General features: G+C 69.3%; 25 protein-coding genes. 18 read left to right on the top strand and 7 right to left on the bottom strand.

What is annotated here, in order from left to right; translation table 11 throughout:
* Window positions 1-77 precede the first annotated feature (77 nt).
* The 4 genes from BST17_RS04375 to BST17_RS04360 all read left to right on the top strand — a co-directional run bounded on the left by BST17_RS04375 (window position 78) and on the right by BST17_RS04360 (window position 3,591).
* Window positions 78-344 carry a hypothetical protein gene (locus BST17_RS04375; protein ID WP_234807532.1) on the top strand — a complete coding sequence of 89 codons (267 nt, stop codon included), beginning with the start codon at window positions 78-80 and terminating at the stop codon, window positions 342-344.
* A 154-nt stretch (window positions 345-498) separates the two neighbouring features.
* A complete protein-coding gene (gene ripC, locus BST17_RS04370; protein ID WP_083055721.1) occupies window positions 499-1,641 on the top strand; it encodes a peptidoglycan hydrolase RipC in 1,143 nt (380 codons plus the stop codon).
* A 170-nt stretch (window positions 1,642-1,811) separates the two neighbouring features.
* Complete coding sequence (locus BST17_RS04365) at window positions 1,812-2,441, top strand: peptidase (protein ID WP_407937731.1); 630 nt, start codon at window positions 1,812-1,814, stop codon at window positions 2,439-2,441.
* 10 nt (window positions 2,442-2,451) lie between these two features.
* Window positions 2,452-3,591 carry a glycosyltransferase family 4 protein gene (locus BST17_RS04360; protein WP_083056040.1) on the top strand — a complete coding sequence of 380 codons (1,140 nt, stop codon included), beginning with the start codon at window positions 2,452-2,454 and terminating at the stop codon, window positions 3,589-3,591.
* Between the two features lie 75 nt (window positions 3,592-3,666).
* Here BST17_RS04360 and BST17_RS04355 read toward each other — a convergent pair whose 3' ends face one another.
* On the bottom strand, window positions 3,667-5,463 hold the full coding sequence (locus BST17_RS04355) for an AMP-dependent synthetase/ligase (protein ID WP_083056038.1): 1,797 nt from the start codon (window positions 5,461-5,463) through the stop codon (window positions 3,667-3,669).
* 99 nt (window positions 5,464-5,562) lie between these two features.
* Here BST17_RS04355 and BST17_RS04350 point away from each other — a divergent pair, with 99 nt between their 5' ends.
* From BST17_RS04350 to BST17_RS04330, 5 genes are all read left to right on the top strand, one after another.
* On the top strand, window positions 5,563-5,952 hold the full coding sequence (locus BST17_RS04350; RefSeq protein ID WP_083055719.1) for an SRPBCC family protein: 390 nt from the start codon (window positions 5,563-5,565) through the stop codon (window positions 5,950-5,952).
* Window positions 5,953-5,994: 42 nt separating this feature from the next.
* Entirely contained in the window at window positions 5,995-6,438 is a 444-nt protein-coding gene (locus BST17_RS04345) for an SRPBCC family protein (RefSeq protein ID WP_083055718.1), read from the top strand.
* Window positions 6,435-7,706, top strand: coding sequence for an ArsA family ATPase (locus BST17_RS04340; protein ID WP_083055717.1), 1,272 nt, complete (start codon window positions 6,435-6,437; stop codon window positions 7,704-7,706). The genes BST17_RS04345 and BST17_RS04340 overlap by 4 nt, the downstream gene beginning before the upstream one ends.
* Window positions 7,703-8,053, top strand: coding sequence for a hypothetical protein (locus tag BST17_RS04335; protein ID WP_083056036.1), 351 nt, complete (start codon window positions 7,703-7,705; stop codon window positions 8,051-8,053). Before BST17_RS04340 ends, BST17_RS04335 begins: the two co-directional genes overlap by 4 nt.
* A gap of 88 nt (window positions 8,054-8,141) precedes the next feature.
* A complete protein-coding gene (locus BST17_RS04330; protein ID WP_083055716.1) occupies window positions 8,142-8,864 on the top strand; it encodes a lysophospholipid acyltransferase family protein in 723 nt (240 codons plus the stop codon).
* Window positions 8,865-8,870: 6 nt separating this feature from the next.
* On the opposite strand, the gene BST17_RS04325 is transcribed toward BST17_RS04330, so the two are convergent.
* On the bottom strand, window positions 8,871-10,175 hold the full coding sequence (locus tag BST17_RS04325; RefSeq protein WP_083055715.1) for a glycosyltransferase 87 family protein: 1,305 nt from the start codon (window positions 10,173-10,175) through the stop codon (window positions 8,871-8,873).
* Window positions 10,176-10,271: 96 nt separating this feature from the next.
* On the opposite strand from BST17_RS04325, the gene BST17_RS04320 reads away from it, so the two are divergent.
* The 3 genes from BST17_RS04320 (at window position 10,272) to BST17_RS04310 (ending at window position 13,123) form a co-directional block, all read left to right on the top strand.
* Complete coding sequence (locus BST17_RS04320) at window positions 10,272-11,129, top strand: hypothetical protein (protein WP_083055714.1); 858 nt, start codon at window positions 10,272-10,274, stop codon at window positions 11,127-11,129.
* A 1-nt stretch (window position 11,130) separates the two neighbouring features.
* Window positions 11,131-11,637, top strand: a complete 507-nt coding sequence (locus BST17_RS04315) for a polyadenylate-specific 3'-exoribonuclease AS (RefSeq protein WP_019510966.1) — start codon at window positions 11,131-11,133, stop codon at window positions 11,635-11,637.
* A gap of 76 nt (window positions 11,638-11,713) precedes the next feature.
* On the top strand, window positions 11,714-13,123 hold the full coding sequence (locus tag BST17_RS04310) for a class II 3-deoxy-7-phosphoheptulonate synthase (RefSeq protein ID WP_083055713.1): 1,410 nt from the start codon (window positions 11,714-11,716) through the stop codon (window positions 13,121-13,123).
* A 23-nt stretch (window positions 13,124-13,146) separates the two neighbouring features.
* Here the strand turns inward: BST17_RS04310 and BST17_RS04305 are convergent, their stop codons facing one another.
* Window positions 13,147-14,382, bottom strand: coding sequence for a protein kinase domain-containing protein (locus BST17_RS04305; RefSeq protein WP_407937730.1), 1,236 nt, complete (start codon window positions 14,380-14,382; stop codon window positions 13,147-13,149).
* Window positions 14,383-14,449: 67 nt separating this feature from the next.
* Here BST17_RS04305 and BST17_RS04300 point away from each other — a divergent pair, with 67 nt between their 5' ends.
* Window positions 14,450-14,851, top strand: a complete 402-nt coding sequence (locus BST17_RS04300) for an Rv2175c family DNA-binding protein (RefSeq protein WP_083055711.1) — start codon at window positions 14,450-14,452, stop codon at window positions 14,849-14,851.
* 17 nt (window positions 14,852-14,868) lie between these two features.
* Here BST17_RS04300 and BST17_RS04295 read toward each other — a convergent pair whose 3' ends face one another.
* The 4 genes from BST17_RS04295 to BST17_RS04280 form a co-directional block, all read right to left on the bottom strand.
* Complete coding sequence (locus BST17_RS04295; RefSeq protein ID WP_083055710.1) at window positions 14,869-16,365, bottom strand: alpha-(1->6)-mannopyranosyltransferase A; 1,497 nt, start codon at window positions 16,363-16,365, stop codon at window positions 14,869-14,871.
* Between the two features lie 4 nt (window positions 16,366-16,369).
* The gene (gene idsA2, locus BST17_RS04290) at window positions 16,370-17,461 is read right to left on the bottom strand and encodes a bifunctional (2E,6E)-farnesyl/geranyl diphosphate synthase (RefSeq protein WP_083055709.1); all 1,092 of its coding nucleotides are present in this window, start codon (window positions 17,459-17,461) and stop codon (window positions 16,370-16,372) included.
* Between the two features lie 146 nt (window positions 17,462-17,607).
* Window positions 17,608-18,282, bottom strand: a complete 675-nt coding sequence (locus BST17_RS04285; protein WP_083056034.1) for an LppM family (lipo)protein — start codon at window positions 18,280-18,282, stop codon at window positions 17,608-17,610.
* Between the two features lie 26 nt (window positions 18,283-18,308).
* On the bottom strand, window positions 18,309-18,935 hold the full coding sequence (locus BST17_RS04280) for a GNAT family N-acetyltransferase (RefSeq protein WP_083055708.1): 627 nt from the start codon (window positions 18,933-18,935) through the stop codon (window positions 18,309-18,311).
* A 249-nt stretch (window positions 18,936-19,184) separates the two neighbouring features.
* Between BST17_RS04280 and BST17_RS04275 the strand changes: the two genes are divergently transcribed.
* The 5 genes from BST17_RS04275 to BST17_RS04255 all read left to right on the top strand — a co-directional run bounded on the left by BST17_RS04275 (window position 19,185) and on the right by BST17_RS04255 (window position 24,579).
* On the top strand, window positions 19,185-19,595 hold the full coding sequence (locus BST17_RS04275; protein WP_083055707.1) for an SCO2097 family morphological protein: 411 nt from the start codon (window positions 19,185-19,187) through the stop codon (window positions 19,593-19,595).
* A gap of 401 nt (window positions 19,596-19,996) precedes the next feature.
* Complete coding sequence (gene mraZ, locus BST17_RS04270; RefSeq protein WP_083055706.1) at window positions 19,997-20,428, top strand: division/cell wall cluster transcriptional repressor MraZ; 432 nt, start codon at window positions 19,997-19,999, stop codon at window positions 20,426-20,428.
* Window positions 20,403-21,557: a 16S rRNA (cytosine(1402)-N(4))-methyltransferase RsmH gene (gene rsmH, locus BST17_RS04265; RefSeq protein ID WP_207573569.1), complete on the top strand. Its 1,155-nt coding sequence runs from the start codon at window positions 20,403-20,405 to the stop codon at window positions 21,555-21,557. Before mraZ ends, rsmH begins: the two co-directional genes overlap by 26 nt.
* A complete protein-coding gene (locus tag BST17_RS04260) occupies window positions 21,554-22,696 on the top strand; it encodes a cell division protein FtsL (protein WP_083055704.1) in 1,143 nt (380 codons plus the stop codon). Before rsmH ends, BST17_RS04260 begins: the two co-directional genes overlap by 4 nt.
* Window positions 22,693-24,579 carry a peptidoglycan D,D-transpeptidase FtsI family protein gene (locus BST17_RS04255; RefSeq protein WP_083055703.1) on the top strand — a complete coding sequence of 629 codons (1,887 nt, stop codon included), beginning with the start codon at window positions 22,693-22,695 and terminating at the stop codon, window positions 24,577-24,579. Before BST17_RS04260 ends, BST17_RS04255 begins: the two co-directional genes overlap by 4 nt.
* Window positions 24,580-24,581 lie beyond the last annotated feature (2 nt).

Here is a 24,581-nt window from a genome sequence, read left to right as displayed (position 1 = left end):
GGGCGGACGTGTCGGTGCCCGTCGTTACGGTGCGGGGGAATCGGCCGACAGCAGGCCCGGACAAGAGGATGGATGCCATGACACACCCGATGGGCGAGGAATTCACCGACGGCGCGCCACCGGCGGACACCGGTTCGGTGGTCATCGATTGCGATGACTGCGCCGTGCGCGGACCGGGGTGCCAGGACTGCGTGGTCAGCGTGTTGCTCGGGGTCCCGGAAACTTTGCTGGATGACGAACGTCAGGCGCTCGAAGTGCTGGCCGACGCGGGTCTGGCGCCCCGGTTGCGGCTCGTTCCGATCCACCGCCACGGCCGCCCGGATGGTAGAACGGGTGTGGCGTGACGACACGCGTACAACCACGGGAAGCAAAAAATTAATCCCGGTCGCCTGTTAAATTCACGTCTTCCGTTGGACAAGACCGATGCCGTTTCGTAACCTGTTCGAGACCTAACAGTAGTTCGTCGCGGCTGAATCGCAGTTGTAAGGACGCAATACCTTGAGGCCTGATCGCATCCACCGGCGTAAGCGCGGCGTCCAGCGAGCCCTTGTCGGTGCGTTAGCGGGTCTGACCATCATCGGCGGATCACTGGCCACCGGGGTCCACGCCGACCCGGCCGAGGATGCGCTGGCAAAGCTCAACGAACTGTCGCACCAGGCCGAGATCGCCACCGAGAACATGCATGCCGCGCAGCTCGATCTGGACCAGAAGCTGGCCGCGCAGGCCGCCGCCGAGCAGAAGCACACCGCCGACCTCGCCGCCGCCGACACCGCCAAGCAACAGCTGGCAACCTTCCAGAACTCGGTCGACAAGATCGCCGCCGCACAGTACATGGGCGGGCGCACCGACGGTCTGGATTCCATGCTGACGGCGAGCTCGCCGCAGGTCCTGATCGACCAGTTGGCCGTGCAGCGGGTGATGGCCACCGAGATGTCGGCCCAGATGGACAACTTCGAGAAGACCAGCGTGCAGGCCGCTCAGGCCGAATCGGCCTCCGCGCGCTCGGCCGCCGACGCCAAGACCGCCGCCGAACAGGCCGCCGCGGTGCGCGCCGATCTGCAATCCAAGCAAAGCAAGCTGCAGGTGGAGATCGCCGTCGTGAAGTCGCAGTACGAGCGGCTCACCCCGGCCCAGCGCGACACGTTGGCCGCCATCCCGCCGGTGCCCGCGGGGGTGGCGTTGCCGCCGCCGCCCGCGCCGTTGCCCGCAGACGATCCCGCGGTATTGGCCGCCCCGCCGGCGGGCATCCCGCCCGGCGACATCGCCCCGCCGGCGGCCGTTCCGGCCCCCGGATCCAGCGGTGGCACGGTGGCCGTGCAGGCCGCGCTGACCCGCATCGGATCGCCCTACTCCTGGGGCGCCGAGGGTCCCGGTGCCTTCGACTGCTCCGGCCTGGTCAAGTGGGCCTTCAGTCAGGCCGGTATCTCGCTGCCGCACTCCAGCTATGCGCAGGCCGCCGGTGGCCAGCCGGTCTCCACCGATCAGATGCAGCCCGGTGACGTCATCTCGTACTACTCGGACGCCTCGCACGTCGGCATCTACATCGGCGACGGCATGATGGTGCACGCCTCGACGTTCGGCAAGCCGGTCGTCGTGGCGCCGGTCAACAACGCGCCCATCTACAACGTCCGCCGGTACTGAGCTCCGCCAGACGTCTCGCCGGCGGTCTCGTCGTCGCCGCGCTGCTGTCCGGGTGCCAGGCCGAATCACCGCCTACGGCAACGGCACCGAGCTCCCCGACGCCCACTTCTGCGTCGGCCGGCACCGCGACGACCACCGATATCGCGCTGCCCGGCGGCCGCACCGCCGCAGTGCGCGGTCTGGGTGGACAGCGCAGCCGCCCGCTGATCGACCGGATCGCCGCCGAACTGCCGGGGGCCGTCGACGCCGTCACCGCGTTCTGGGGACCGGACTGGCCCCGCGAGATCGTCGTGGTGGTGACCGAGTCCGCCGAGCAGTTCCGGGTGTTGGCCCACGGCAGCCCGGACATCGCCGCCGCGACCACCGCGGACGGCATGGTGTTCGCACCCGGTGCGGAAGACATGACCGAACCCGCCCTGCGCATCGTGGTGCGCCACGAACTGTTCCACGTCGCCGCCCGGGATCGCACCGTGGCGAGCGCGCCGGTATGGCTCACCGAGGGTGTGGCCGACTACGTGGGACGGCCGGCCCAGCCGGTGCCACCCGACGGTGCGCAGGTGGCGGTGCTGCCCACCGATGCCGACCTGCAGACCGCGGGGCCGGCGCGCGCACTGGCCTACGACCGTGCCTGGTGGTTCAGCCGCTTCGTCGCCGAGCGTTACGGCGCACCGGCACTGCGGGCGCTCTATCTGCGGGCCTGTGGGCCCGGGCATCCCGATGCCGCCACCGCCGTGCGGGAGACGCTGGGCGTCCACCTGGACCAGGTGGTGGCGCAGTGGCGTGCCTGGATGACCCGATAGCGTGGACCGGATGACCCGGGTCCTGTTGCTGACCAACGACTTTCCGCCGCGCCGTGGCGGCATCCAGTCCTACCTGGAGGCCTTCGTCGGCGAACTGCTCGGCGCCGGGACCCATGACCTCACGGTGTACGCGCCGAAGTGGAAGGCCTGCGAGGAGTACGACCGGCGGGCGGCCGAAGCCGGGTACCGCATCGTGCGGCACCCGACGACCCTGATGCTGCCCGAACCGACGGTGTCCGGCCGGATGCGCGATCTCATCGACGAGCACGCGATCGACACGGTGTGGTTCGGCGCGGCGGCCCCGCTGGCGCTGCTGGGCCCGACGGCGCGGCGCGCCGGTGCCGGTCGGATTGTCGCCAGCACGCACGGGCACGAGGTGGGCTGGTCGATGCTGCCGGTGGCCCGCTCGGCGCTGCGCCGCATCGGTGACGATGCCGATGTCGTCACCTACGTCAGTGACTACACCCGCGGCCGGTTCGCCTCGGCGTTCGGCCCGCGCGCCCGGCTGGAGCGGCTGTCCCCGGGGGTGGACGTGGACCGGTTCGCCCCCGATACGGTCGCGCGCGCCCGGCTGCGCGCCCGCTACGGCTTGGCGGACCGGCCGGTGGTGCTCTGCCTGTCGCGGTTGGTGCCACGCAAGGGGCAGGACATGCTGATCCGTGCCTTCGCGCGGATCCGCCGCCAGGTGCCCGACGCCGCGCTGGTGATCGTCGGGGGCGGGCCGTACCGCACGGACCTGGAGAGGCTGGCGCAGCGCCGCGGGGTGGCCGAGGATGTGCTGTTCACCGGCGGGGTGCCGGCCGAGGAACTCGCTGCCCACCATGCGATGGCCGATGTGTTCGCGATGCCGTGTCGCACCCGCGGCTCCGGACTCGATGTCGAGGGCCTGGGCATCGTCTATCTGGAGGCCTCGGCCAGCGGCGTGCCGGTGGTGGCCGGACGGTCCGGCGGGGCCCCGGAGACGGTGCGCGACGGCGAGACCGGCTGGGTGGTCGACGGCACCGATGTGGACGCCATCGCCACCGCGGTCGGCGACCTGCTGGCCGACCCCCAGACCGCGGCCCGGATGGGCGCGGCCGGGCGGGACTGGGTGGTCGCCGACTGGCAGTGGCACGCCCAGGGTGCCCGGCTCGCGCGCTTCCTGGGCTGAGACGGCGCCGAGACCACGGTTTCCGGTGCGAAATGGGCTTTTCCCGGCACAACCGTAGTCTCGGCGGAGACCTGTCTAGCTGTAGATCGCGGCGATCTGGTCGGCGAACTTCTCGGCGACCACCTTGCGCTTGACCTTGAGCGTGGGCGTCAGCTCACCGGTGTCCTCGGTGAAGTCGACCGGCAGGATGCGGAAGGTGCGGATGGCCTCGGCCTTGGAGACGGCCTGGTTGGCCTCCTTGACGGCCAGCTCCACCTCGGCGACCAGGTCCGGATCCTCGATCAGGTCGGCGACGGTGGCCGCGCCCTTGCCGTTGCGGTCCCGCCAGCCCTCGAAGGCCTCGGGATCGATGGTGATCAGCGCGGCGATGAACGGTTGGGCGTCGCCGACCGCCATGGCCTGACTGATCAACGGGTGGGCCCGCAGCCGGTCCTCCAGCACGGCCGGTGCGACGTTCTTGCCGCCGGCGGTGACGATGATCTCCTTCTTGCGGCCCACGATGGTGAGGAACCCGTCGGCGTCGATGGCTCCCAGATCGCCGGTGTGGAACCAGCCGTCGGTGAACGCGTCGGCGGTGGCCTGCTCGTTGTGCCAGTAGCCGCTGAACACCACACCGCCGGAGAGCAGCAGCTCGTCATCATCGGCCAGGCGCATGCTGTTGCCCGGCAACAGCTTTCCCACCGAACCCACCTTCATGGACCCGACCTGATTGGCGGTGACGGCGGCGCTGCTCTCGGTCAGGCCATAGCCCTCGTAGATGGTCAGCCCGACGCCACGGTAGAAGTGGCCCAACCGCGCGCCCAAGGGTGCGCCACCGGAGATGGCGGCATGGCAGTCGCCGCCGAGCGCGGCACGCAACTTGCCGTAGACCAGCTTGTCGAACACCGCATGCTTGAGCCGCAGGGCCAGCCCCGGCCCGCCCTTGCTGTCCTGGGCCCGGCTGTACTCGATGGCGGTGTTGGCGGCGATCTCGAAGATGCGGCCCTTGCCGTCGTTGCGGGCGTTCTGCTCGGCGGTGTTGTAGACCTTCTCGAACACCCGCGGCACCGACACCACCAGGGTGGGCTTGAACACCCCGAACATCGGCACCAGATTCTTGATGTCACTGGTGAAGCCGAGTGTGACCTTGTTGGCGAAGGCGCCGATGGTGATGGCCCGGGCCAGCACGTGCGCCAGCGGCAGGAACACCAGCAGGCGTTCGCCCTTGCGCAGCATCGTCGGGAACGCCGCCTTGGCTCCGCGGATCTCGTAGAGCAGGTTGGAGTGCGTCAGCTGGCAGCCCTTGGGCAGGCCGGTGGTGCCCGAGGTGTAGATCAGGGTGGCCGGGTCACCGGACTTGATGGCGGCCACCCGGGCGTCGAGCAGCCCGGGGTCGACGTCCTTGCCGGCCTCGGTGAGTACCTGCAGCGCCGGGGCCTGCTCGTTCTCGATGCGCAGCACGGTGCGCACCTCGGGCAGCTGGTCGGCCTGTTGTTCGATGCGCTCGGCGTGGGCGGCGGTCTCGGCGAAGACCAGCACCGAACCGGAATCGTTGAGCACGTGCTTGATCTGCTCGGGGGAGGAGGTCTCGTAGATGGGCACGGTGACCGCGCCGATGGACAGGATCGCGAAGTCGATGATCGCCCACTCGTAGCGGGTGGCCGACAGGATGGCGACCCGGTCACCGGGTGCGATGTCGTGGGCGAGCAACCCCAGTGCGGCCGAACGGATCTCCGCTGCGACCTGGGCGCAGGTGACATCGGTCCAGGCGCCGTCGACCTGGCGCTGCATGATCACATGATCGGGATCGTCGCGCTCATGGGTGTAGACCGAGCTGACGACGGTGTCGTATTCGGCGATGTCGAACGAAGCCGGAACGGAGAACTCACGCACGATTGTTGGCACCTCGGGTCCTGGGTTGCGGGTTACTGGCCGGTAAGTCTAGTCGGCTGCGTCACACCACCGGCACCGCATGTGTGAAGCTGGACGGCGATGAACAGCGTCCAGATCGCCGATGAGACCTTCGTGTGTGCCGACCCGGCCGAGGTCGGCCGTGCCGTCGCCGATGCGCCGAGCTGGCGACGATGGTGGCCGGACCTTCGACTCACAGTGGTCGAAGACCGCGGCCCGTCCGGTCAGCGCTGGACGGTGACCGGCGCGTTGACCGGCACCATGGAGGTCTGGCTGGAGCCCATGATGGACGGCGTGCTGCTGCACTACTTCCTGCATGCCGAGCCCGCCGGGGTCACCGCCCACGAGCTCGCCCGGCTGGACCTGGCCAAGCTCAACCACGCCCGCCGGGTGGCCGGGAAGAAGATGTCGTTCGAGATCAAGACCCGGCTGGAGGCCGCGCGGCCGGTGGGCGTCTCGCGGCTGGCCTGACGGTGCGCCGCCCTCTCGGGGGTGAGGGTAGATTTCTTCGGTGTGGCGGAGAAGACGGCGCAGACGATCTATATCGAAGCCGACCCCTCGACGGTGATGGACGTCATCGCGGACATCGGCTCGTACCCGGAGTGGGTCGCCGAATACAAGGACGCCGAGGTGATTGAGCGCGACGAAGCCGGGAACCCCAAGACCGCCCGGCTGGTACTCGACGCGGCCGTGCTCAAGGACACCATGGTGCTGACCTACCAGTGGCCCGCCGACCGCCGGTCGGTCACCTGGACTTTGGTGTCGAGTTCGTTGTTGCGCGCGCTGGAGGGAGCATATCGGTTGTCGCCCAAGGGATCCGGTACCGAAGTGACCTATGAGCTGTCGGTCGATCTGCTCATCCCGATGATCGGCCTGCTCAAGCGCAAGGCCGAACGCCGGCTCACCGACACCGCACTCAAGGACCTCAAGAAACGAGCCGAGGTGGGTGTGAACTGAGTGCCGATCACCGGTCCGCGCCCGCCCGGATCAGCCTGTTCGTCGGCAAGGGAGGGGTAGGCAAGTCCACGTTGGCCACGGCCACCGCGGTGCGTGCTGCCCGCAGTGGGCTGCGGGTGCTGATCGTGTCCACCGATCAGGCGCACTCCACCGGTGACGTGCTGGGCGCGACGGTGACGCCGACCGGTCAGCGGATGCCCACCCGGGTACTGGCCGAGCTGGATCCCGGCACAGGCGCGGCCGGCGGTTCCCTGGATGCGCTTGCCCTGGACACCCTCGCGCTGCTGGAGGCCCGGTGGCGGGAGATCGCCGGCGTGCTGGTCGGCAAGTTCCCCGACTCCGATTTGGGAAGTATTGCCCCCGAGGAGCTTTCGGCGCTGCCGGGGATCCAGGAGGTGTTGGGACTGCACGAGGTCGGTGAACTCGCCGACTCCGGTGCGTGGGACGAGGTGGTGGTCGACTGCGCTTCGACCGCCGATGCGTTGCGCATGCTGACTCTGCCGGCCACCTTCAACCTGTATCTGGAGCGCAGCTGGCCGCGGCACCGCCGGCTGGCCCAACCGCCCGCCGATCTGGCCTCGGCCGCGGCGCTGGCGCTCGTCGAACGGGTGGCCGAGGGCACCGAGCGGCTCTCGGCACTGTTGTCCGACGAGTCCCGGGTCGGCGCACACCTGGTGCTCACCGCCGAGCGGGTGGTGGCCGCCGAGGCGGCGCGCACCCTCGGCTCGCTCGCTCTGATGGGGGTGAAGGTCGCCGAGCTGTTGGTCAATCAGGTTCTGCTGCAAGATGATTCCTTCGAGTACCGGAACCTGCCCGCGCACCCTGCATTCGACTGGTACACCGAACGGATCGCCGAACAACAGGGTGTGCTCGACGATCTGGAGGCGTCGATCGGCGATGTGGCGCTGGTCCTGGTGCCGCATCTGGCCGGCGAGCCGATCGGTCCCAAGGCGCTGGGGGAATTGCTCGACGCCGCCCGCCGCCGCGACGGATCGGCCCCGCCCGGTCCGCTGCGACCGGTGGTCGACCGCGAGTCCGGGTCCGGCCTGGAGGCGGTGTACCGGATGCGGCTAGAGTTGCCGCAGGTCGACCCGGGCGCACTGACACTGGGCAGGGTCGACGATGACCTGGTCATCGGGTCCGGGGGTATGCGGCGCCGGGTACGGCTCGCATCCGTACTGCGGCGGTGCATCGTGATCGACGCGAACCTGCGGGCCGGCATGTTGACCGTACGTTTCCGACCGAATCCGGAGGTGTGGCCGACATGACCGCGCACACCGAGATTCCGCCCGAGCTGCGCCAACTGGCCCAGGTCATCCTGGACAAGCTCGACCCCGCGGTGCGGATGGCGGCCGCCCGCGCCGCCGCCGAGGGCGCCGGTCCCGGCGCGTGCCAGCAGGTGTGGTGCCCGGTGTGCGCGCTGGCCGCCCTGATCAACGGCGAACAGCATCCGCTGCTGTCGGTGATCGCCGAGCACAGCGTCGCGCTGCTGACCGTCGTGCGCGCCATGGTGGGGGAGACAGAGCAACCCACCGACGTGCCGCCGCCCCCGCCCGAGCCCGGGGACCGGCCGTCGGGACGCTACGAGCAGATCCCGGTGACGCTGGAGGATTGAGCGCCTCTGTGTGGTCGCACTCACCGGCGCTCGGTACAGTTGAGCCGGTCGGGCCCAGTCGTGGCGGGGCGCTGTAGCAGGAGGGCTCATGTGGTTCTGGTTCTACAAGTACATCTTGATGGGCCCCTTGCTGTCCTTCTTGGGGCGTCCGAAAGTGCAAGGGCTGGAATATGTTCCGGACTCCGGTGCGGTGATCCTGGCCAGTAATCACCTGGCCGTGGCAGACAGCTTCTACCTGCCGCTGGTGCTCAAGCGGCGCATCACCTTCCTGGCGAAGGCCGAGTACTTCACCGGCACCGGGCTCAAGGGCAAGCTGACCAAGTTCTTCTACTCCTCGACCGGCCAGGTACCGATCGACCGCACCGATGCCGATTCGGCACAGGCTGCGCTGACGACGGCACAGCGAATCCTCGGGGAGGGCAAGCTGCTCGGTATGTACCCCGAGGGCACCCGCTCGCCGGACGGCCGGCTCTACAAGGGCAAGACCGGCCTGGCCCGCGTCGCGCTGGAAAGCGGCATCCCGGTGATTCCGGTCGCGATGATCGGAACCGATGTCGTCAACCCGCCCGGCTCCAAGATGTGGCACTTCGGCCGCGTCGAGGTCCGGTTCGGCAAGCCGATGGACTTCAGCCGATTCGAGGGCCTCGCCGGTAACCGCTTCATCGAGCGGGCCGTGATCGACGAGGTGATGTACGAACTGATGCGCCTCGGTGGCCAGGAGTACGTCGATCTCTACGCCGCCGACGTCAAGACCCAGGCCGAAGCCGACCAGGCCGCGGCCAAGCCCGCCGTCACCGCCAAGGCCGGCTGAGGCGCGCTACTTCGCGGCGGCGACCTCGGCGTCGGCGGGCGCCGCACCCGGCCGGCTCCGCACGGTGAGTCGCGGAGCCACCGTTCCGATGACCGCGATCAGTGCCAGCGCCCACCACAGGTAGGAGCCGCCGGCCAGCCGCAACCACAGCGACACCGAGGTCTCGTTGTGGGCGGGCATCAGCGTGATCGGCGTCCACACCGTCAGCGCCAGGCCCACCACGCTGAGCACCAGCAGTGCCACCGTGCGGGTGCGGTAGCCCACCACCGCGGTCACCACCACGGTCGGCAGCACCCACACCCAGTGGTGCGACCACGACACCGGTGATACCACCAGACCGAACATCGCGACGCAGATCAGCGCGAGGACGGCGGCGTCACCGTGCGGGTCCGATCGCAGTGCGCGGTGCGCGGCCCACACGGTCAGGCCCAGTACCGCGAAGCACAACGCCACCCATACAAGGAATCGGGTGTCCTCGCCGGCGCCCAGGCGGGCCAGCATGCCGGAGATGTTCTGGTTGGTGTTCAGGGTCGCCGATCCGATGCGGTCGGTGTCGCGCAGCGTCTCGAACCAGTAGACCCAGGAATCCCGCCAGGCCAGTGCGAACCCCAACAGCGTCGCGGCCACCGCGGAGGCCGTCGTCACCAGCAGTGCGCGCACATCACGGCGCAACAGGAAGTAGAGCAGGAACACCGCCGGGGTCAGCTTCACCGCAATGGCCAGGCCGAGCAGCAGGCCGCGCGGCCACGGCGTGCGGCGCGGCACGCAGTCGGCGATCACCAACGTCATCAGCACCACGTTGATCTGGCCGAACTCCAGATTGGCCCGCAGCGGCTCCAGGTAGACCACCGCCGGGGCGACCAGCGCGGCGGCCAGCCAGGCGCGCCGGTTCCAGGTGTCGGCGACCTGCAGCCGGGTCAGCACGATCGTGGTGGACACGATCAGCAGCACCAGCGTGGTCACGGTGATCGCCGCACCGGCCGCCGGCAGCGACAGCCAGGCGAACGGCGCGAACGCGACAGCCGACAACGGGGGATAGGTGAACGGTAGGTCGATACCGGCCTGGGTCTGGAACTCGGTGCTGTCGGCGTAGAGCGGGACACCGTCCAGCCAGGCCCGGCCGCCGAGCCGGTAGACGTCGATGTCGATGCGATAGGGGGATTCGCCGAGCAGCCGCCAGCACACCCAGCCGAGCGCGATCAGGGTGCACAGCTGGAAGAGTCGCCACAGCAGCATGCTGCGCAATCCGGCCCGCCCATCCCCGGCCCGCACGGGCACGTTGGCCCCGTCGGGCGACCGCCGAATCTTCATCTCGCCGCCAAGCCTATCGGTGTGCGGCGACGCGCTGGCGGGCATAGGTCCGTCGATGCCCGCCTACGCGGGCGGACCGGCGTAAATTCGAACGCCGTGCACCTGAACCTGCGGCTGGACTTCATCACCAGTGACCGTCTGCCGTTGCTGTGCTGCCTGATCGCATTCATCGTGACGTTCTTCCTGACCCGTCTCATCGTGCGCTACATCCGCAGCCATCCGAGCACCGACGCGCCGCGCAAGTGGTGGCAACCGCGCAACCTGTCGGTGGGCGGCGGTGTTCACCTGCATCACGTGGTCATCGGCGTCATCATGGTCATGGTGTCCGGGGTGGCCATGGTGACGCTCGCGGTGAACGGCGGGGTCGCGGAGTTCACGGTCGCCGCAGTCTTTTTCGGCATCGGTGCGGCCCTGGTGCTCGACGAGTTCGCGCTGATCCTGCACCTGCAGGACGTGTACTGGTCCGAGGACGGCCGCACCTCGGTGGACGCGGTGTTCGTGGCGATCGCGGTGGCCGGACTGCTGGTGCTGGGTTTCAATCCGCTGTCCTTCTTCGACGTCGGCATCTGGCAGTCCGATGACACCCTCGCCGCCCGCGCCGCCGTGATCGGCATCGCGGTGCTGACGCTGGCGCTGGCGGTGGTGGTGTTGCTCAAGGGCAAGGTGTGGACCGGCCTGATCGGGATGTTCATCACGCCACTGCTGTTCATCGGGGCCATCCGGTTATCCCGGCCGCATGCGCCGTGGGCCCGTTGGCGTTATACGACCCGACCGCGCAAGATGCACAAGGCACTGGAGCGGGAACGGCGGTTGCGCCGCCCGGTCGTACAGGCGAAGTTGTGGGTGCAGCACGTGGTGGCGGGCGAACCCCACTTCCCGGACGATGCATTGGTGAACGAGGAACTGGACCGCGAGATTCATGCCGCTCCGGCACCCAGTCAGGGAGCAGCGTGACATGCGTTATTTCTACGACACGGAGTTCATCGACGACGGTCGCACCATCGAACTGATCTCGATCGGGGTCGCCGCCGAGGACGGTCGTGAGTATTACGCGATCTCAACCGAATTCGATCCCGACCGGGCGGGTAGCTGGGTACGCAAGAACGTGCTGCCCAAGCTGCCCTCGCCGTCGTCGAAGCTGTGGCGGTCGCGTCGGCAGATCCGCAGCGAGCTGGAGGATTTCTTCGACATCGACGGGGACGAGCCGATCGAGCTGTGGGCCTGGGTCGGGGCCTATGACCATGTGGTGCTGTGCCAGCTGTGGGGGCCGATGACCGATCTGCCCCCGGCGATCCCGCGGTTCACCAGGGAGCTGCGCCAGTTCTGGGAGGAACGCGGGTCACCGCGGATGCCGCCGCGACCACGCGATGCGCACGACGCCCTGGTCGATGCCCGGCACAACCTGCGCCGCTACGAGTTAATGACCGACGACGGGGCCTGGGCGGCGAGGTCGGGCGGGTAGCGGCGCGGGTGTGAGAACCCCTGAGCTGCGGGTATGGCCGGTCCGGCCGAGATCGGGGCGCGGTTACCATGGAGCGGTGAACTGGACCGTCGACGTACCCATCGACCAGCTGCCGGACCTGCCACCGCTGCCCGATGACCTGCGGCAACGGCTCGATGCGGCGCTGGCCAAGCCGGCGCTGCAGCAGCCCAGCTGGGATGCCGGCCAGGCCAAGGCGATGCGTACGGTGCTGGAGAGTGTCCCGCCGATCACGGTGCCCACCGAGGTCGAGAAGCTCAAGACCCAGCTCGCGGCCGTCGCTCGCGGAGAGGCGTTCCTGCTGCAGGGCGGCGACTGCGCCGAGACCTTCGTCGACAACACCGAGCCGCATATCCGGGCCAATATCCGCACCCTGCTGCAGATGGCGGTGGTGTTGACCTACGGCGCCAGCATGCCGGTGGTGAAGGTGGCCCGGATCGCCGGGCAGTACGCCAAGCCGCGCTCCTCGGACACCGACGCGCTGGGGCTGAAGTCCTACCGCGGCGACATGATCAACGGGTTCGCCCCCGATGACGCGGTCCGCCAGCATGATCCGTCCCGACTGGTACGCGCGTACGCGAATGCCAGTGCGGCGATGAACCTGGTGCGGGCCTTGACCTCGTCGGGGATGGCCTCGCTGCAGGCCGTGCACGACTGGAACCGCGAGTTCGTCCGCACCTCGCCGGCCGGTGCCCGGTATGAGGCGCTGGCCGGGGAGATCGACCGCGGTCTGCGGTTCATGAGCGCCTGCGGCGTCAACGACCGTAACCTGGACACCGCCGAGATCTATGCCAGCCACGAGGCGCTGGTGCTCGACTATGAACGCGCCATGCTGCGAATGGACACCGCCGACCCGGCCGAGCCGGTCGCCGAACCGTCCGCCCCGAAGCTCTACGACCTGTCGGCGCACTACCTGTGGATCGGTGAGCGCACCCGCCAGATCGACGGTGCGCACGTCGCGCTGGCCGAGGTGATCGCCAACCCGATCGGCATCAAGATCGGGCCGACCACGTCACCGGAACTCGCCGTCGAATACGTCGAGCGCCTCGACCCGCGCAACGAGGCGGGCCGCCTCACCCTGATCAGCCGGATGGGCAACCAGAAGGTGCGCGATGTGCTGCCCGCGATCATCGAAAAGGTGCAGGCCTCCGGCCACCAGGTGATCTGGCAGTGCGACCCGATGCACGGCAATACCCACGAGTCCTCGACCGGGTACAAGACCCGCCATTTCGATCGCATCGTCGACGAGGTGCAGGGTTTCTTCGAGGTGCACCGGGCGCTGGGTACCCATCCCGGCGGGATCCACGTCGAGATCACCGGTGAGAACGTCACCGAATGTCTCGGTGGCGCACAGGACATCTCGGATTCCGATCTGGCCGGCCGCTACGAGACCGCCTGCGATCCGCGGCTGAACACCCAGCAGAGCCTGGAATTGGCGTTCCTGGTCGCCGAGATGCTGCGCGACTAGCTCCTCAGGTTGCGGCCGGCGATTCAGAGCAGATTCGCCAAATTGTTGCCCAGCGTCCAGGCGCCGGCGGCCAGTAGTCCGGCCAGCGTGAGGATCAGCACGACCCAAACCAGCAGCACCCGTTTGGCGCGCTGGCGCGCCCAGTCGAATTCGTCGAGGTCGACTCCGGCGAATTGTCCTGCCACCGGTTGATATTCGGTGTCGTCGAGCTCGTCGTCGGCGTCCTCGGACAGCGCCAGCGCGGGCAGTTGCCGGGTCGGCCGGTGCGGGGCGGGCGGGCGCACGTCGGCTGAGCCGACCACTGGGTGCGGGGCCGAGCCGACCATCGGAACCGGGTTGTGGACCGCGGTCGCGGCGCGGTGCTGGGCCGAATGCTGGGGCGCCGGCACCCGGAACGCGGGCAGGCGCAGTTCGTCGATCAGATCGTCGAGGGCGTCACCGAGTTCACCCGCGTCGGTGAACCGGGCACCCGGGTCACGGGCCGTGGCACGGCGCACCAACGCATCGAACTGCGCGGGTACCCCGGCGATCGCCGCGCTCGGCGGCGGGACGTCGTTGTCCATCCGCTGGTAGGCCACCGACAGCGCGGTATCGCCGGTGAAAGGGGTTCGGCCGGTGAGCAATTCGTAGGTCAGCACGCCGACGGCATAGACATCGCTGCGGGGATCGCTGTCCCCGGAACCGACCTGCTCGGGAGACAGATACGCCGCCGTGCCCAAAATGACGCTGGTCGAGGTGATCTTCGCCTCGGCGACGGCGCGGACCAGACCGAAATCGGCGATCTTGACCTCACCGTCGTCGGAGATCAACACGTTCTCCGGCTTCACATCCCGGTGCACCAGACCCGCGGCGTGCGCGACCGCCAGGCCGCGGCAGATCGGGGCGAGCACCGCGGCCGCCGCGTGCGGGGGCATCGGGCCGCGTTCGCGCAACAGTTCGCGCAGCGTGCCGCCCTCGACGAGTTCCATCACCAGATACGGTGGCGGGCCATCGGGGCCGCCGCCCTGGTCGTACACCGCGACCAGGCCGTCACCCTTGAGTCGGGCGACGGTGCGCGCCTCACGCTGGAACCGGGTCAGGAAGGCGCTGTCACGGGCGTAGCGGGCGTCCATCACCTTCACCGCCACCGGTCGGTCCAGCCGGGTGTCCAGGCCGCGGTACACCGTGGACATGCCGCCGGTGGCGATGACCGTCTCGATCAGGTAGCGCCCCTCCAGCAGATTGCCCACGAGTGGGTCGGTGTGCTGGTAGGTGTCCATCGCAGTCATGGTACGGATCGGGTCAGTCGTCTCCGGTTGTCGCCCGTGGGGCCCTACAATCTGAGCGGTGAGCATTCCGGCGTCCGCTGACATCCTCGATCCCGACGAAGCCGTCCTCGACCTTTCCGAGGTGTCGAAGCTCCTCGGCGTGTCGGTCAGCAAGGTCAACCAGCATCTGCGCGACGGCCACCTGGTCGGGGTGCGCCGCGGCGGGGCGGTGGTGGTGCCCAAGGTGTTCTTCGACGACAGCGGTCACGTGGTGAAGCCGCTCCCGGGTCTGCTGGTCGTGCTGCGGGACGGCGGATTCGATGTCACCGAATCGATGCGGTGGCTGTTCACCCCGGACCCGTCGCTGACGCTGAGCCGCGACGGCAGCACCGAGAAGCAGACCAATGCCCGCCCGGTCGACGCGCTGCGCTCACACCAGGCGCGCGAGGTGATCCGGCGCGCCCAGGCGATGGCATATTGACGGCTCGCCGTCGTGGCCTACTCGACGGCAGTCTCCGGCGCCCGCGACAGCGAGTACCAGGCAGCGGCCGCACAAACCGTCGCCAACCCGACGTGCACGACCGAGTACATCCCGTGGGACCCGTCGGGCTTGAAGATCACCATGATCCAGGTGGAGAACCCCGCGATCAGCGCCACCGCGGCACGGCTCTGCCACAGCGTCGACAGCGTCGCCAGCGGCCAGGTGTAGTACCAGGGCAGCGCGGCGGGCACGAACAGCACCACCACGCCCATGGCCAGCGTGGTGCCCGTCAGCGCATCCCGGTCGGTGTGCCGAAACCGCCACCACAGCAAGGGAAGCGCGATCGCGATGATCGCGATGCCGATGATCCGGGTGACTTCCAGCACGGCGTAGAAGTTGACCGGCATCACCAGCCCGACGACGGCGTTGATCATGTTCGCGAACGCCGTCGGCAGCGTCAGCCAGTTGATGATCTTCACCGATCCGGCCAGCGCGGTCAGCCACCCCAGCCCCACCCCGGCCAGCCAGGACAGCACCGCGAACACGGCACCGAAGATCAGCACCGACGCCGCGGTGGCGAACGCGAAGGCCGGCACCGATCCGTACCCGCGGGTGTCGCGCAGCCGGCGCATCCACACCCACACCATGAACGGCAGGGCGATTCCCGCGGTGGCCTTCACCGCCACCGCCGTCGCGATACATGCCACCCCGAGGATGGGGCGGCCGCCGAAGGTCAGCGCGATCCCGGCCATCATCAGGCCGACCATCAGCATCTCGTTGTGCACGCCGCCCATCAGATGGATGATCACCAGCGGGTTGAGCACGCAGATCCACAGCGCAGCAGCGGAGTTGGCGCCCAGGTGCCGCGCGACGCGCGGGGTGGCCCAGATCAGCAGGGCCAGCCCGGGCAGCATGCACAACCGCAGCAGCATGGTGCCGCCGACGACGTTGTCGTCGACGATCATCGTGACGAACTTGGCGACCAGGATGAACGCCGGTCCGTAGGGTGCGGTGGTGGTCGTCCAGATCGGACTGACGTTGTCCAGCAACGAGTTCACGTTCTCGATCGGCCCGACCACATACGGATCGAACCCGTCGCGCAGCAGCGCGCCCTGGGCCAGATACGAGTAGGTGTCCCGGCTGAACACCGGGGCGCTGAGCAACAGCGGGGTCAGCCAGAATCCGGTCGTGGCCAGCATCGTGTACTGGGTTGCGGTGCGGTCGACCACGCGGCGGCCCAGCCAGAGCCAGGCCATCAGCATCAGCGCCACGCCACCCCACAGCAGCACCGAGGACAGCACCAGACCGTGGCCGAATCGCAGCCAGGACATGTGCAGCGATTCCAGCAGCGGATCGTGCAACCGGGTGCTGCCCGCGCCGAGGCCGCCGGCGGCGATCAGCACCGCGCCGACGAAGCCCAACCGGGCCGGCCGCGCCTCGGGAGAGACGGCGAACGCCCACAGCCTCGCGAGGTGCCCGCCCGTGACGGGCGCGTCCGATACCGGTGCGGTCATGTCCTCAGGCGGACCGGTTGGACGCCAGGCCGGCCAACTCGGCGAGACCGACCTTGGCCTGCGGGTCGATATCGGCGGCGTTGAGCGCGTCGATCGCGCGCCGGTGCAGCATCTCGATGCGGTTCTCGACGGCGGCCAGGGCGCCGACGGACTCGATGGCCATGCAGACCTCCTTGACCGCGACATCGGTCAGTTCGGTCCCGATCGACTCGCGCAGCAGCTTGGCCGCCGCCGGATCGCTCTTCTGGGCCAACTCGACCGCCTCGGCCAGCAGCACGGTGCGCTTCCCGGAGCGCAGGTCGTCACCGGAGGGCTTGCCGGTCACCGCCGGGTCGCCGAACACGCCGAGCACGTCATCGCGCAGCTGAAACGCCACGCCGAGGTCGGTGCCGATCTGATGGAAGACCTCCTGCACGTCCGGGCGGTCGGCGGCGGCGGCCGCGCCGAGTTGCAGCGGGCGCGACACCGTGTAGGACGCGGTCTTGTAGGTGTTGACGTTCATCGCCGACGCGACCGAGTCCGCGCCGCTGGCTTCGGCGACGATGTCGAGGTACTGCCCGCCGAGCACCTCGGTGCGGATATCGGCCCACACCTTGTGCACCCGCAGATGCGCGTCGGCGGGCAGATCGGCGGTGGCCACGATGTCATCGGCCCACACCAGCGACAGGTCGCCGAGCAGGATGGCCGCCGACAGCCCGAACTGTTCGGCCGAGCCGTGCCAGTTGTTGGCACGATGCCGGTCGGCGAAATGCCGGTGCACGGTCGGCAGGCCGCGCCGCGTCGCCGATGCGTCGATCACGTCATCGTGCGCCAGCGCGCAGGCGTGCAGCAGTTCCAGCGCGGCGAAGAGTCGCAGTGCGTGGCTGTCCGAGGGACGGTCCGGCCCGGCCACCGCCCGCCAACCCCAGTAGGCGAAGGCGGGGCGCAGGCGCTTGCCACCGCGCAGCACGAATTCCTCGAGGGCCGCGGTCAGCTCGGCGTATTCGGGGCCGATGTAGGCGGAATGACGACGGCGTTCGTCGAGGTACTGACGCAGTTCCTCGACGACGGCGGTGACCAGTTCGACGGCTGACGGTGCCGCTGTATCGACGCTCAGCGGACGCCCCTTTCTGATGTCGGTTGTCTACCCCCGACTCCCTTAGCCTAGAGCGTCCCGACCGGCGGTTGTCGGACAGGCGCGCTCACAACCACGCCATTATGGGCGTCGAGCCCGCGATCGCGCGCGATGACGGCGCAGACGGTCTAGCCGGTTTCGCCGACCTTCGGCGAGCGGTCCCGGCTCGCCCAGGCCAGCCAGCCGAGGATGCCGGCCACCACGAAGGAACCGACGGTCAGCCAGATGGCCGCGCCGGTGAACGACCGCGCGGACGGGTCGGTGTAGCGGGCCTGGGCGTTCATCGTCGTCACCACACCGGGTTTGAGCTTCCACTCGACGACCTCGCCGGACACCTGGTCACCGTTGGTCGAGGTGACCTCGCCGGGGAACGCGACGCTCAGCGTCACATCGGCCTCCGGATCATTGAGGGTCGTCAGGTCCACCCGACCCTCCAGGATCACCAGGTCCCCGGCGCGGCGCAGTGAGATGTCCACCCCGGCGGCGTCGCTGTTCATGTTGGCCAGCTGCGGCAACTCGGCGAAGGTGAGGTCGGAGAACACCGCTTGCGAGCCGACGTAGTCGCCGCGCTCGTACTGCGAGACCGCGACCTTGTTGCTGAACGGCAGCGAGTTGAGCAGCTGCGGGCCCTTGTCCTCGTCGTCACGGGCCTTGGCGGCCGCCACGATCTGTCCGGAGACGCGGTCGTCGGGGGAGACCGTGAGGGACGCGCGTACCCGCACGCAGCCCACGGCGAACGGGACCAGGATCAGCAGCAGCAGGACCAGCGCGGAAAGCCGGTGGCGTCGGTGACGGGCGGACACCCGGCAATCGTGCCAGACCGCTTCGGTCACGGCGTGTGGACCGGCTGGTCAAGTGGCAGCGGGCGGCCCAGGATGGCGAACGCGCGGGGGTCACCGGCGAAGTGGTAGTCACGGATGACGTCACCGAAGCCGAGGCGGCGGTACAGCCGCCAGGCCCGGTTGGACTCGCCGTTGATCTCCGGGGTCGACAGCAGCACGTGGGCCTCGGTGCGGCCGGCGAGGAGTCGTCTGGCCAGCGCCTCGCCCAGGCCACGGCCCTGCGCTCGGGGCAGGATGTGCAGTTCGGTCAGCTCGAAGTAGTCGGCCAGCAGCGGTTCGCCGAGAGCGCCCGCGGCGCCGCGGCGCCGCAGCCCGTGCACCACCTGTTGCTGCCACCACTGGTCGGGCGCGCCGCTGTAGCCGTAGGCGATGCCGAGCATCGCCGCGGAGTCCAGCACAGCCGGGTCGGCGACATCGAGCGCCTCATCGCAGGCGTCGGTGTCCAGCGCCGCGACGGCCTTCCAGCCGGATCTGCGGGTGTGCTCCAACCACATCGACGCGCGCTGCTCCTCGGTGCCCCGCGGATAGTGCATCGCCGTGACGTACACCGTCAGCGCCTCACGGAGCCGGTGGCGCATGATCTCCGCCGACAGGTCCACCAGAAAAGTCGCCAACGGGTGTCCTTCGCGGGGTCGGTCGGAGCGGATATCGCTTCCATTATCGGCCCCGGGTGCCCGGAAGTGGCCACGTGGGTGACGTGCGGACCGCCTCGGGTGGCAGAGGTCATACAATCGTGAGTCAAGTAGGTGGTACGGCTCAGATTGACCTCGTATCATGGGAACAGGCGCCCGTAAAACGCGGGCGGCCGATGTATTTGAGGATTCGGCTCCAGCGGAGCCCACGGCGCGGACCAGGAGGGACGGATGCCACTCTCCGATCACGAGCAGCGCATGCTCGACCAGATCGAAAGCGCGCTGTACGCGGAAGACCCGAAGTTCGCGTCGAGTGTGCGCGGCGGGAATCTGCGTGCGCCGTCGGCGCGCCGACGACTGCAGGGCATCGGCCTCTTCGTGGTCGGACTGGCGATGTTGGTCTGCGGTGTCGCCATCAAGGCCACCATGATCGGCAGCTTCCCCATTCTGTCGGTCATCGGGTTCATCGTCATGTTCGGTGGGGTGGTCTTCGCGATCACCGGACCGCGGGTGGCCGGTTCGGCGGACAAGAGCGCCCCGTCGTCGGGCACCGCCCGGCCGGGTAAGCGCGGCAAGTCCGGCGGTGGCGGTTCGTTCACCAGTCGGATGGAGGATCGGTTCCGCCGTCGTTTCGACGAGTGAGGCCCGTTCCCCACTGATCTCCACCCAGGGGTGGCTCCGATTCGGAGCCGCCCCTTTTTTCTTGGGTTTTTCCGGTCTGCGTTCCCGCAAACACGCCGGCGTGTCGGGACGGCCAGGGCCCCGGCCCCACTTTCTACCCACCATCACCCACGCCGACCTCTGAGCCGACTCGGCCGGCCACAAGCTGGGCTTTTACTCATCTGTCGGGGTGTGAACGGCCGGCGGCCGGTGCTCGGCATGGCGCCGGAGGCCGCCGTGGTGGGGCGTGCGGGCAACTCGGTGGCAGCAAATGGAGCTAAGTGGGGGAATGTGGGGTAAAGTGGCGCACAGCGGAGCAACCGGAGCTCCGCGGAGCAGGCAGAAGCGACTCGGAATCCAACCGAGTGGTGGGAGGTGGCGGGATGTTTCTCGGCACCTACACGCCCAAGCTCGACGACAAGGGGCGGCTGACACTGCCCGCCAAGTTCCGCGACGCACTGGCAGGAGGGTTGATGGTCACCAAGAGTCAAGATCACAGCCTGGCCGTGTACCCGCGGGCGGAGTTCGAAAAGCTGGCAGAAAAGGCGATGCTGGCCTCGCGTAGCGATCCGCAGGCCCGTGCCTACGTGCGTAACCTGGCGGCCGGCGCCGACGAACAACATCCCGATGCGCAAGGCCGGATCACGTTGTCGGCCGAGCACCGCCGGTACGCCAACCTGTCCAAGGAATGCGTGGTGACGGGTTCGCTCGGCCACCTCGAGATCTGGGACGCCCACGCTTGGCAGCAGTACCAGGAGACACACGAAGAGACCTTCTCCGCGGCCAGCGATGACACTCTTCGCGACATCATCTGACCCGCAAGCCCGTGCAACGAGGCCTCTGTCCGAACCGGCCCTGACGTACTTCCCCGACGCCAGGTCCGCCTCGGACAGGGACCCCGTTGCAGGGGCGCCCCTTCTCGACAGGGGAGTCTCTGTGCCTGATTCCGACCAGCCCGATTCCGGCGATTCGCCGAAGTCTGGCGACCACGGCCACGTACCCGTGCTGCTCGACCGGTGCGTCGAGCTGCTGACCCCGGCGCTCACCCGGCACCACGCCGACGGCTCCGGTGCCGTCCTGGTCGATGCCACCCTCGGGGCCGGCGGCCACACCGAACGCTTCCTGACCGACCTGCCCGGGCTGCGCGTCATCGGCCTGGACCGCGACCCGAACGCCCTGCGCATCGCCGGTGACCGGCTGGCGCAATTCGGAGACCGCGTCCGGTTCGAACGCACCCGCTATGACGGCTACTGGGCCGACCGCGCGGAACCGACCGTCGATGGTGTGCTGTTCGACCTGGGCGTGTCCTCGATGCAACTCGACCTCGTCGACCGCGGCTTCTCCTACGCCCACAACGCGCCGCTGGACATGCGGATGGATCCCGACGCCCCGCTGACGGCGGCCGAGATCCTCAACAGCTACGACGAGCGGGCGCTGACGCGGTTGCTGCGCGAGTACGGCGACGAGCGGTTCGCCAACCGGATCGCCGCCCGGGTGGTCCGTCGCCGGGCACGTCAGCCGTTCGTCAGCACCGGCGAACTGGTCGAGGTGCTCTACGAGGCGATCCCGGCCGCGACCCGGCGCACCGGCGGGCACCCGGCCAAGCGCACCTTCCAGGCGTTGCGCATCGCCGTCAACGGTGAGCTCGACTCCCTGCGGGCGGCGCTACCTGCGGCGCTGGCCGCCCTCTCCGGCGGTGGCCGCATCGTGGTGATGGCCTATCAGTCGCTGGAGGACAAGATCGTCAAGAGCCAGTTCGCCGCCGCCACCGCGTCGCGGACCCCGCCGGGCTTGCCCGTCGAACTGCCCGGTTACGAGGCGGAATTCGCGTCGCTGACCCGGGGGGCCGAACAGGCCGACGCCGAAGAGATCGAACGTAACCCGCGAAGCGCCCCGGTGCGGCTGCGGGCGTTGGAGAAGATCGCCGGAAAGGAAGACTCATGAAGGGAAAGCGGTCCGCCCCGGAGCGCAGTACCGACGAGCGCCGGCGCAAGACTCCGCCCAAGGGTCGGGCCACCGCGCGCCGGCAATCCGAGGCCCCGGGGCGTAGGCGCCGCAGTGCACCCGAGCAGCGCCCGCAGCGTTCGGCGCCGCAGACCTCACCGGTGCGCAGGCCCGTCGACGCGCCCGCCCGGCCGAAGAACGCCAGCCAGGCCAAGGCCCGGGCCAAGGCACGGAAGGCCAAGGCGCCCAAGGTCGTCCGGCCGCCGCTGCGCGAGCGGCTGATCACCCGGCTGGCGACCATCGATCTGAACCCGCGCACCCTGGCCGCCCGGGTGCCGTTCGTGGTACTGGTCATCGCCGCGCTGGGGATCGGGCTGGGGGTCACGCTGTGGCTGTCCACCGACGCCGCCAGTCGCTCCTACCAGCTCGGGCACGCCCGCGATCTGAATCAGGCTCTGCTGCAGCAGAAAGAAGCGCTGGAGCGCGATGTGCTGGAGGCGCAGGCGCCGCCGGCGCTGGCCGAGGCCGCCCGCGAACTCGGCATGATCCCGTCCCGGGACACCGCACACCTGGTGCAGGACCCGACGGGAGCCTGGGTGGTGGTCGGCACACCCAAGCCGGCCGAGGGCGCCCCGCCACCGCCGCTGAACACCCCGTTGCCCGACGAGCGGCCGGCCGCACCCGCGGCGCCGGCCCGCCCCGCCGCCGGTCCGCCCGCCCCGCGCGTGGTCGACCCGCGGGAGGTCGTGGTCCGGGTGCCCGGACGCGCCGGCGCGCCGGTGGCCACCCCGCTCACCGGCCCGCAGCCGGCCGGCCCGGTGCCGGGCGCGACCGCCGCTGTGCCACCGGTGGATCCGGCGCAGATCCCGGCCGCCCCGCCCGCCGCCCAGGCGCCCGCGCCGCCGGCCGAACCGCTGGTGGTGCCGCTGCCCGGCATGCCCGCTCCGGTACCGGTCGAGGGTCTGCCGCACCTGGTCACCCCCGAGCTGCCGGCCCAGCCCGGGCCGGTCGGCGGCCTGGAGCACCTGCCCGAGACCCCGGCCGCCCCGATGGCCGCCCCGGTGGCTGACGCCCCGGCTCCGGCCGCCCCGGTGGCCGAGGTTCCGGTCGAGGTCCCCGTCCCGGGCGCCCCGGCATGAGCCGGTCGGACCGCACCTCCGAGCACGCGGCCACCGACCGCCGGATCCGCCGTCCGGCACAGACCCAGAGTGGCCTGCGCAGTTCGTCATTCGTGTTCCGGCACCGCGCCGGCAACGTGGTGATCTTCCTGGTGCTCGTCGTTGCCGCCGCCCAGCTGTTCAACCTGCAGATCTCCAATGCCGCCGGACTGCGCGCCGAGGCGGCCGGCCAGCTCAAGGTCACCGATGTGCAGCAGGCGGTGCGCGGCAGCATCGTCGACCGCAACAACGACAAGCTGGCGTTCACCATCGAGGCCCGGGCGCTCACCTTCCAGCCCGTGCGGATCCGCAAGCAGCTGGAGGAGGAGAAGGCCAAGAACCCCGACGAGGCTCCCGATCCCGATGCGCGGCTGCGTGAGATCGCCAAGGACATCGCCACCCGGCTCAACAACAAGCCCGACGCGAAGACCCTGCTGACCAAGCTCACCAGCAAGGACACCTTCGCCTACCTGGCCAGGGCGGTCGACCCGGCGATCGCCGACGCCATCACCACGAAGTTCCCCGAGGTCGGCTCCGAGCGCCAGGACATCCGGCAGTACCCGGGCGGCTCACTGGCGGCCAACATCGTCGGCGGTATCGACTGGGACGGGCACGGACTCCTCGGCCTGGAGGATTCGCTGGATGCCAAGCTGGCCGGCACCGACGGTTCGGTGACCTACGATCGCGGCTCCGACGGCGTCATGATCCCGGGCAGCATGCGCAACCGGCACGAGGCCGTCGACGGCGCCACCGTGCAACTGACCCTCGACGACGATATCCAGTTCTTCGTGCAGCAGCAGGTGCAGCAGGCCAAGGACAAGTCCGGCGCGGGCAATGTGTCCGCGGTCGTGCTCGACGCCAAGACCGGTGAGGTGCTGGCGATGGCGAACGACAACACCTTCGACCCGGCGCAGGACATCGGGCGGCAGGGCAACCGGCAGATGGGTAACCCGGCGGTCTCCTCACCGTTCGAGCCCGGCTCGGTGAACAAGATCGTCACCGCGGCCACCGCCATCGAGCTGGGTCTGACCAACCCCGACGAGGTGCTGTCGGTGCCGGGTTCGATCGACATGGGCGGCGTCACCGTCAAGGACGCCTGGAACCACGGCGTCGACCGCTACACCACCACCGGCGTCTTCGGGAAGTCCTCCAACGTCGGCACGCTGATGCTGGCCCAGCGGTTCGGGCCGGAGAAGTTCGCCGAGATGCTGGAGAAGTTCGGCCTGGGCGAGCGCACCGGGATCGAACTGCCCGGTGAGAGTGCCGGCCTGGTGCCGCCGATGGATCAGTGGTCGGGCAGCTCGTTCGCCAACCTGCCCATCGGGCAGGGCCTTTCGATGACCCTGCTGCAGATGACCGGCATGTATCAGACCATCGCCAACGACGGGGTGCGGATCCCGCCGCGCATCATCAAGGCCACCGTCGACGCCGACGGCACCGAGAATGCCGAGGCGGCGCCCGAGGGCGTACGGGTGGTCTCGCCGGAGACCGCTGCCGCCGTGCGCAACATGCTGCGGGCGACGATCCAACGCGATCCGCGCGGCGTGCAGCAGGGCACCGGTTGGCAGGCGGCCGTCGAGGGCTACCAGATCGCCGGCAAGACCGGCACCGCACAGCAGATCAACCCCAACTGTGGCTGCTACTACGACGACCACTACTGGATCACCTTCGCCGGGATGGCGCCATCGGACAATCCGCGCTACGTCATCGGCATCATGGCCGACAACCCGGGCCGGAACGCCGACGGTGATCCCGGCACCAGCATGGCGCCGTTGTTCCACCACATCGCGTCCTGGCTGCTGCAGCGCGAGAACGTGCCGCTGTCCGCCGACCCCGGCGCGCCGCTGACCCTGCAGGCGGAGTGAGC

It is taken from the genome of Mycolicibacterium bacteremicum, from assembly GCF_002086115.1.
GTDB lineage: Bacteria > Actinomycetota > Actinomycetes > Mycobacteriales > Mycobacteriaceae > Mycobacterium > Mycobacterium bacteremicum.
This window is presented reverse-complemented; position numbering and strand designations above follow the sequence as displayed.

Bases quoted from the DNA above. Each gene is read 5' to 3' on its own strand.
- BST17_RS04350 (WP_083055719.1), top strand. From the start codon at position 5,563: ATGAACAGCGTCCAGATCGCCGATGAGACCTTCGTGTGTGCCGACCCG.
- BST17_RS04275 (WP_083055707.1), top strand. From the start codon at position 19,185: ATGCCACTCTCCGATCACGAGCAGCGCATGCTCGACCAGATCGAAAGC.
- BST17_RS04335 (WP_083056036.1), top strand. From the start codon at position 7,703: ATGACCGCGCACACCGAGATTCCGCCCGAGCTGCGCCAACTGGCCCAG.
- rsmH (WP_207573569.1), top strand. From the start codon at position 20,403: ATGACACTCTTCGCGACATCATCTGACCCGCAAGCCCGTGCAACGAGG.
- BST17_RS04255 (WP_083055703.1), top strand. From the start codon at position 22,693: ATGAGCCGGTCGGACCGCACCTCCGAGCACGCGGCCACCGACCGCCGG.
- BST17_RS04260 (WP_083055704.1), top strand. From the start codon at position 21,554: ATGAAGGGAAAGCGGTCCGCCCCGGAGCGCAGTACCGACGAGCGCCGG.
- BST17_RS04305 (WP_407937730.1), bottom strand. From the start codon at position 14,382: ATGGACACCTACCAGCACACCGACCCACTCGTGGGCAATCTGCTGGAG.
- BST17_RS04360 (WP_083056040.1), top strand. From the start codon at position 2,452: ATGACCCGGGTCCTGTTGCTGACCAACGACTTTCCGCCGCGCCGTGGC.
- mraZ (WP_083055706.1), top strand. From the start codon at position 19,997: ATGTTTCTCGGCACCTACACGCCCAAGCTCGACGACAAGGGGCGGCTG.
- BST17_RS04375 (WP_234807532.1), top strand. From the start codon at position 78: ATGACACACCCGATGGGCGAGGAATTCACCGACGGCGCGCCACCGGCG.
- BST17_RS04315 (WP_019510966.1), top strand. From the start codon at position 11,131: ATGCGTTATTTCTACGACACGGAGTTCATCGACGACGGTCGCACCATC.
- BST17_RS04330 (WP_083055716.1), top strand. From the start codon at position 8,142: ATGTGGTTCTGGTTCTACAAGTACATCTTGATGGGCCCCTTGCTGTCC.
- BST17_RS04325 (WP_083055715.1), bottom strand. From the start codon at position 10,175: ATGAAGATTCGGCGGTCGCCCGACGGGGCCAACGTGCCCGTGCGGGCC.
- BST17_RS04295 (WP_083055710.1), bottom strand. From the start codon at position 16,365: ATGACCGCACCGGTATCGGACGCGCCCGTCACGGGCGGGCACCTCGCG.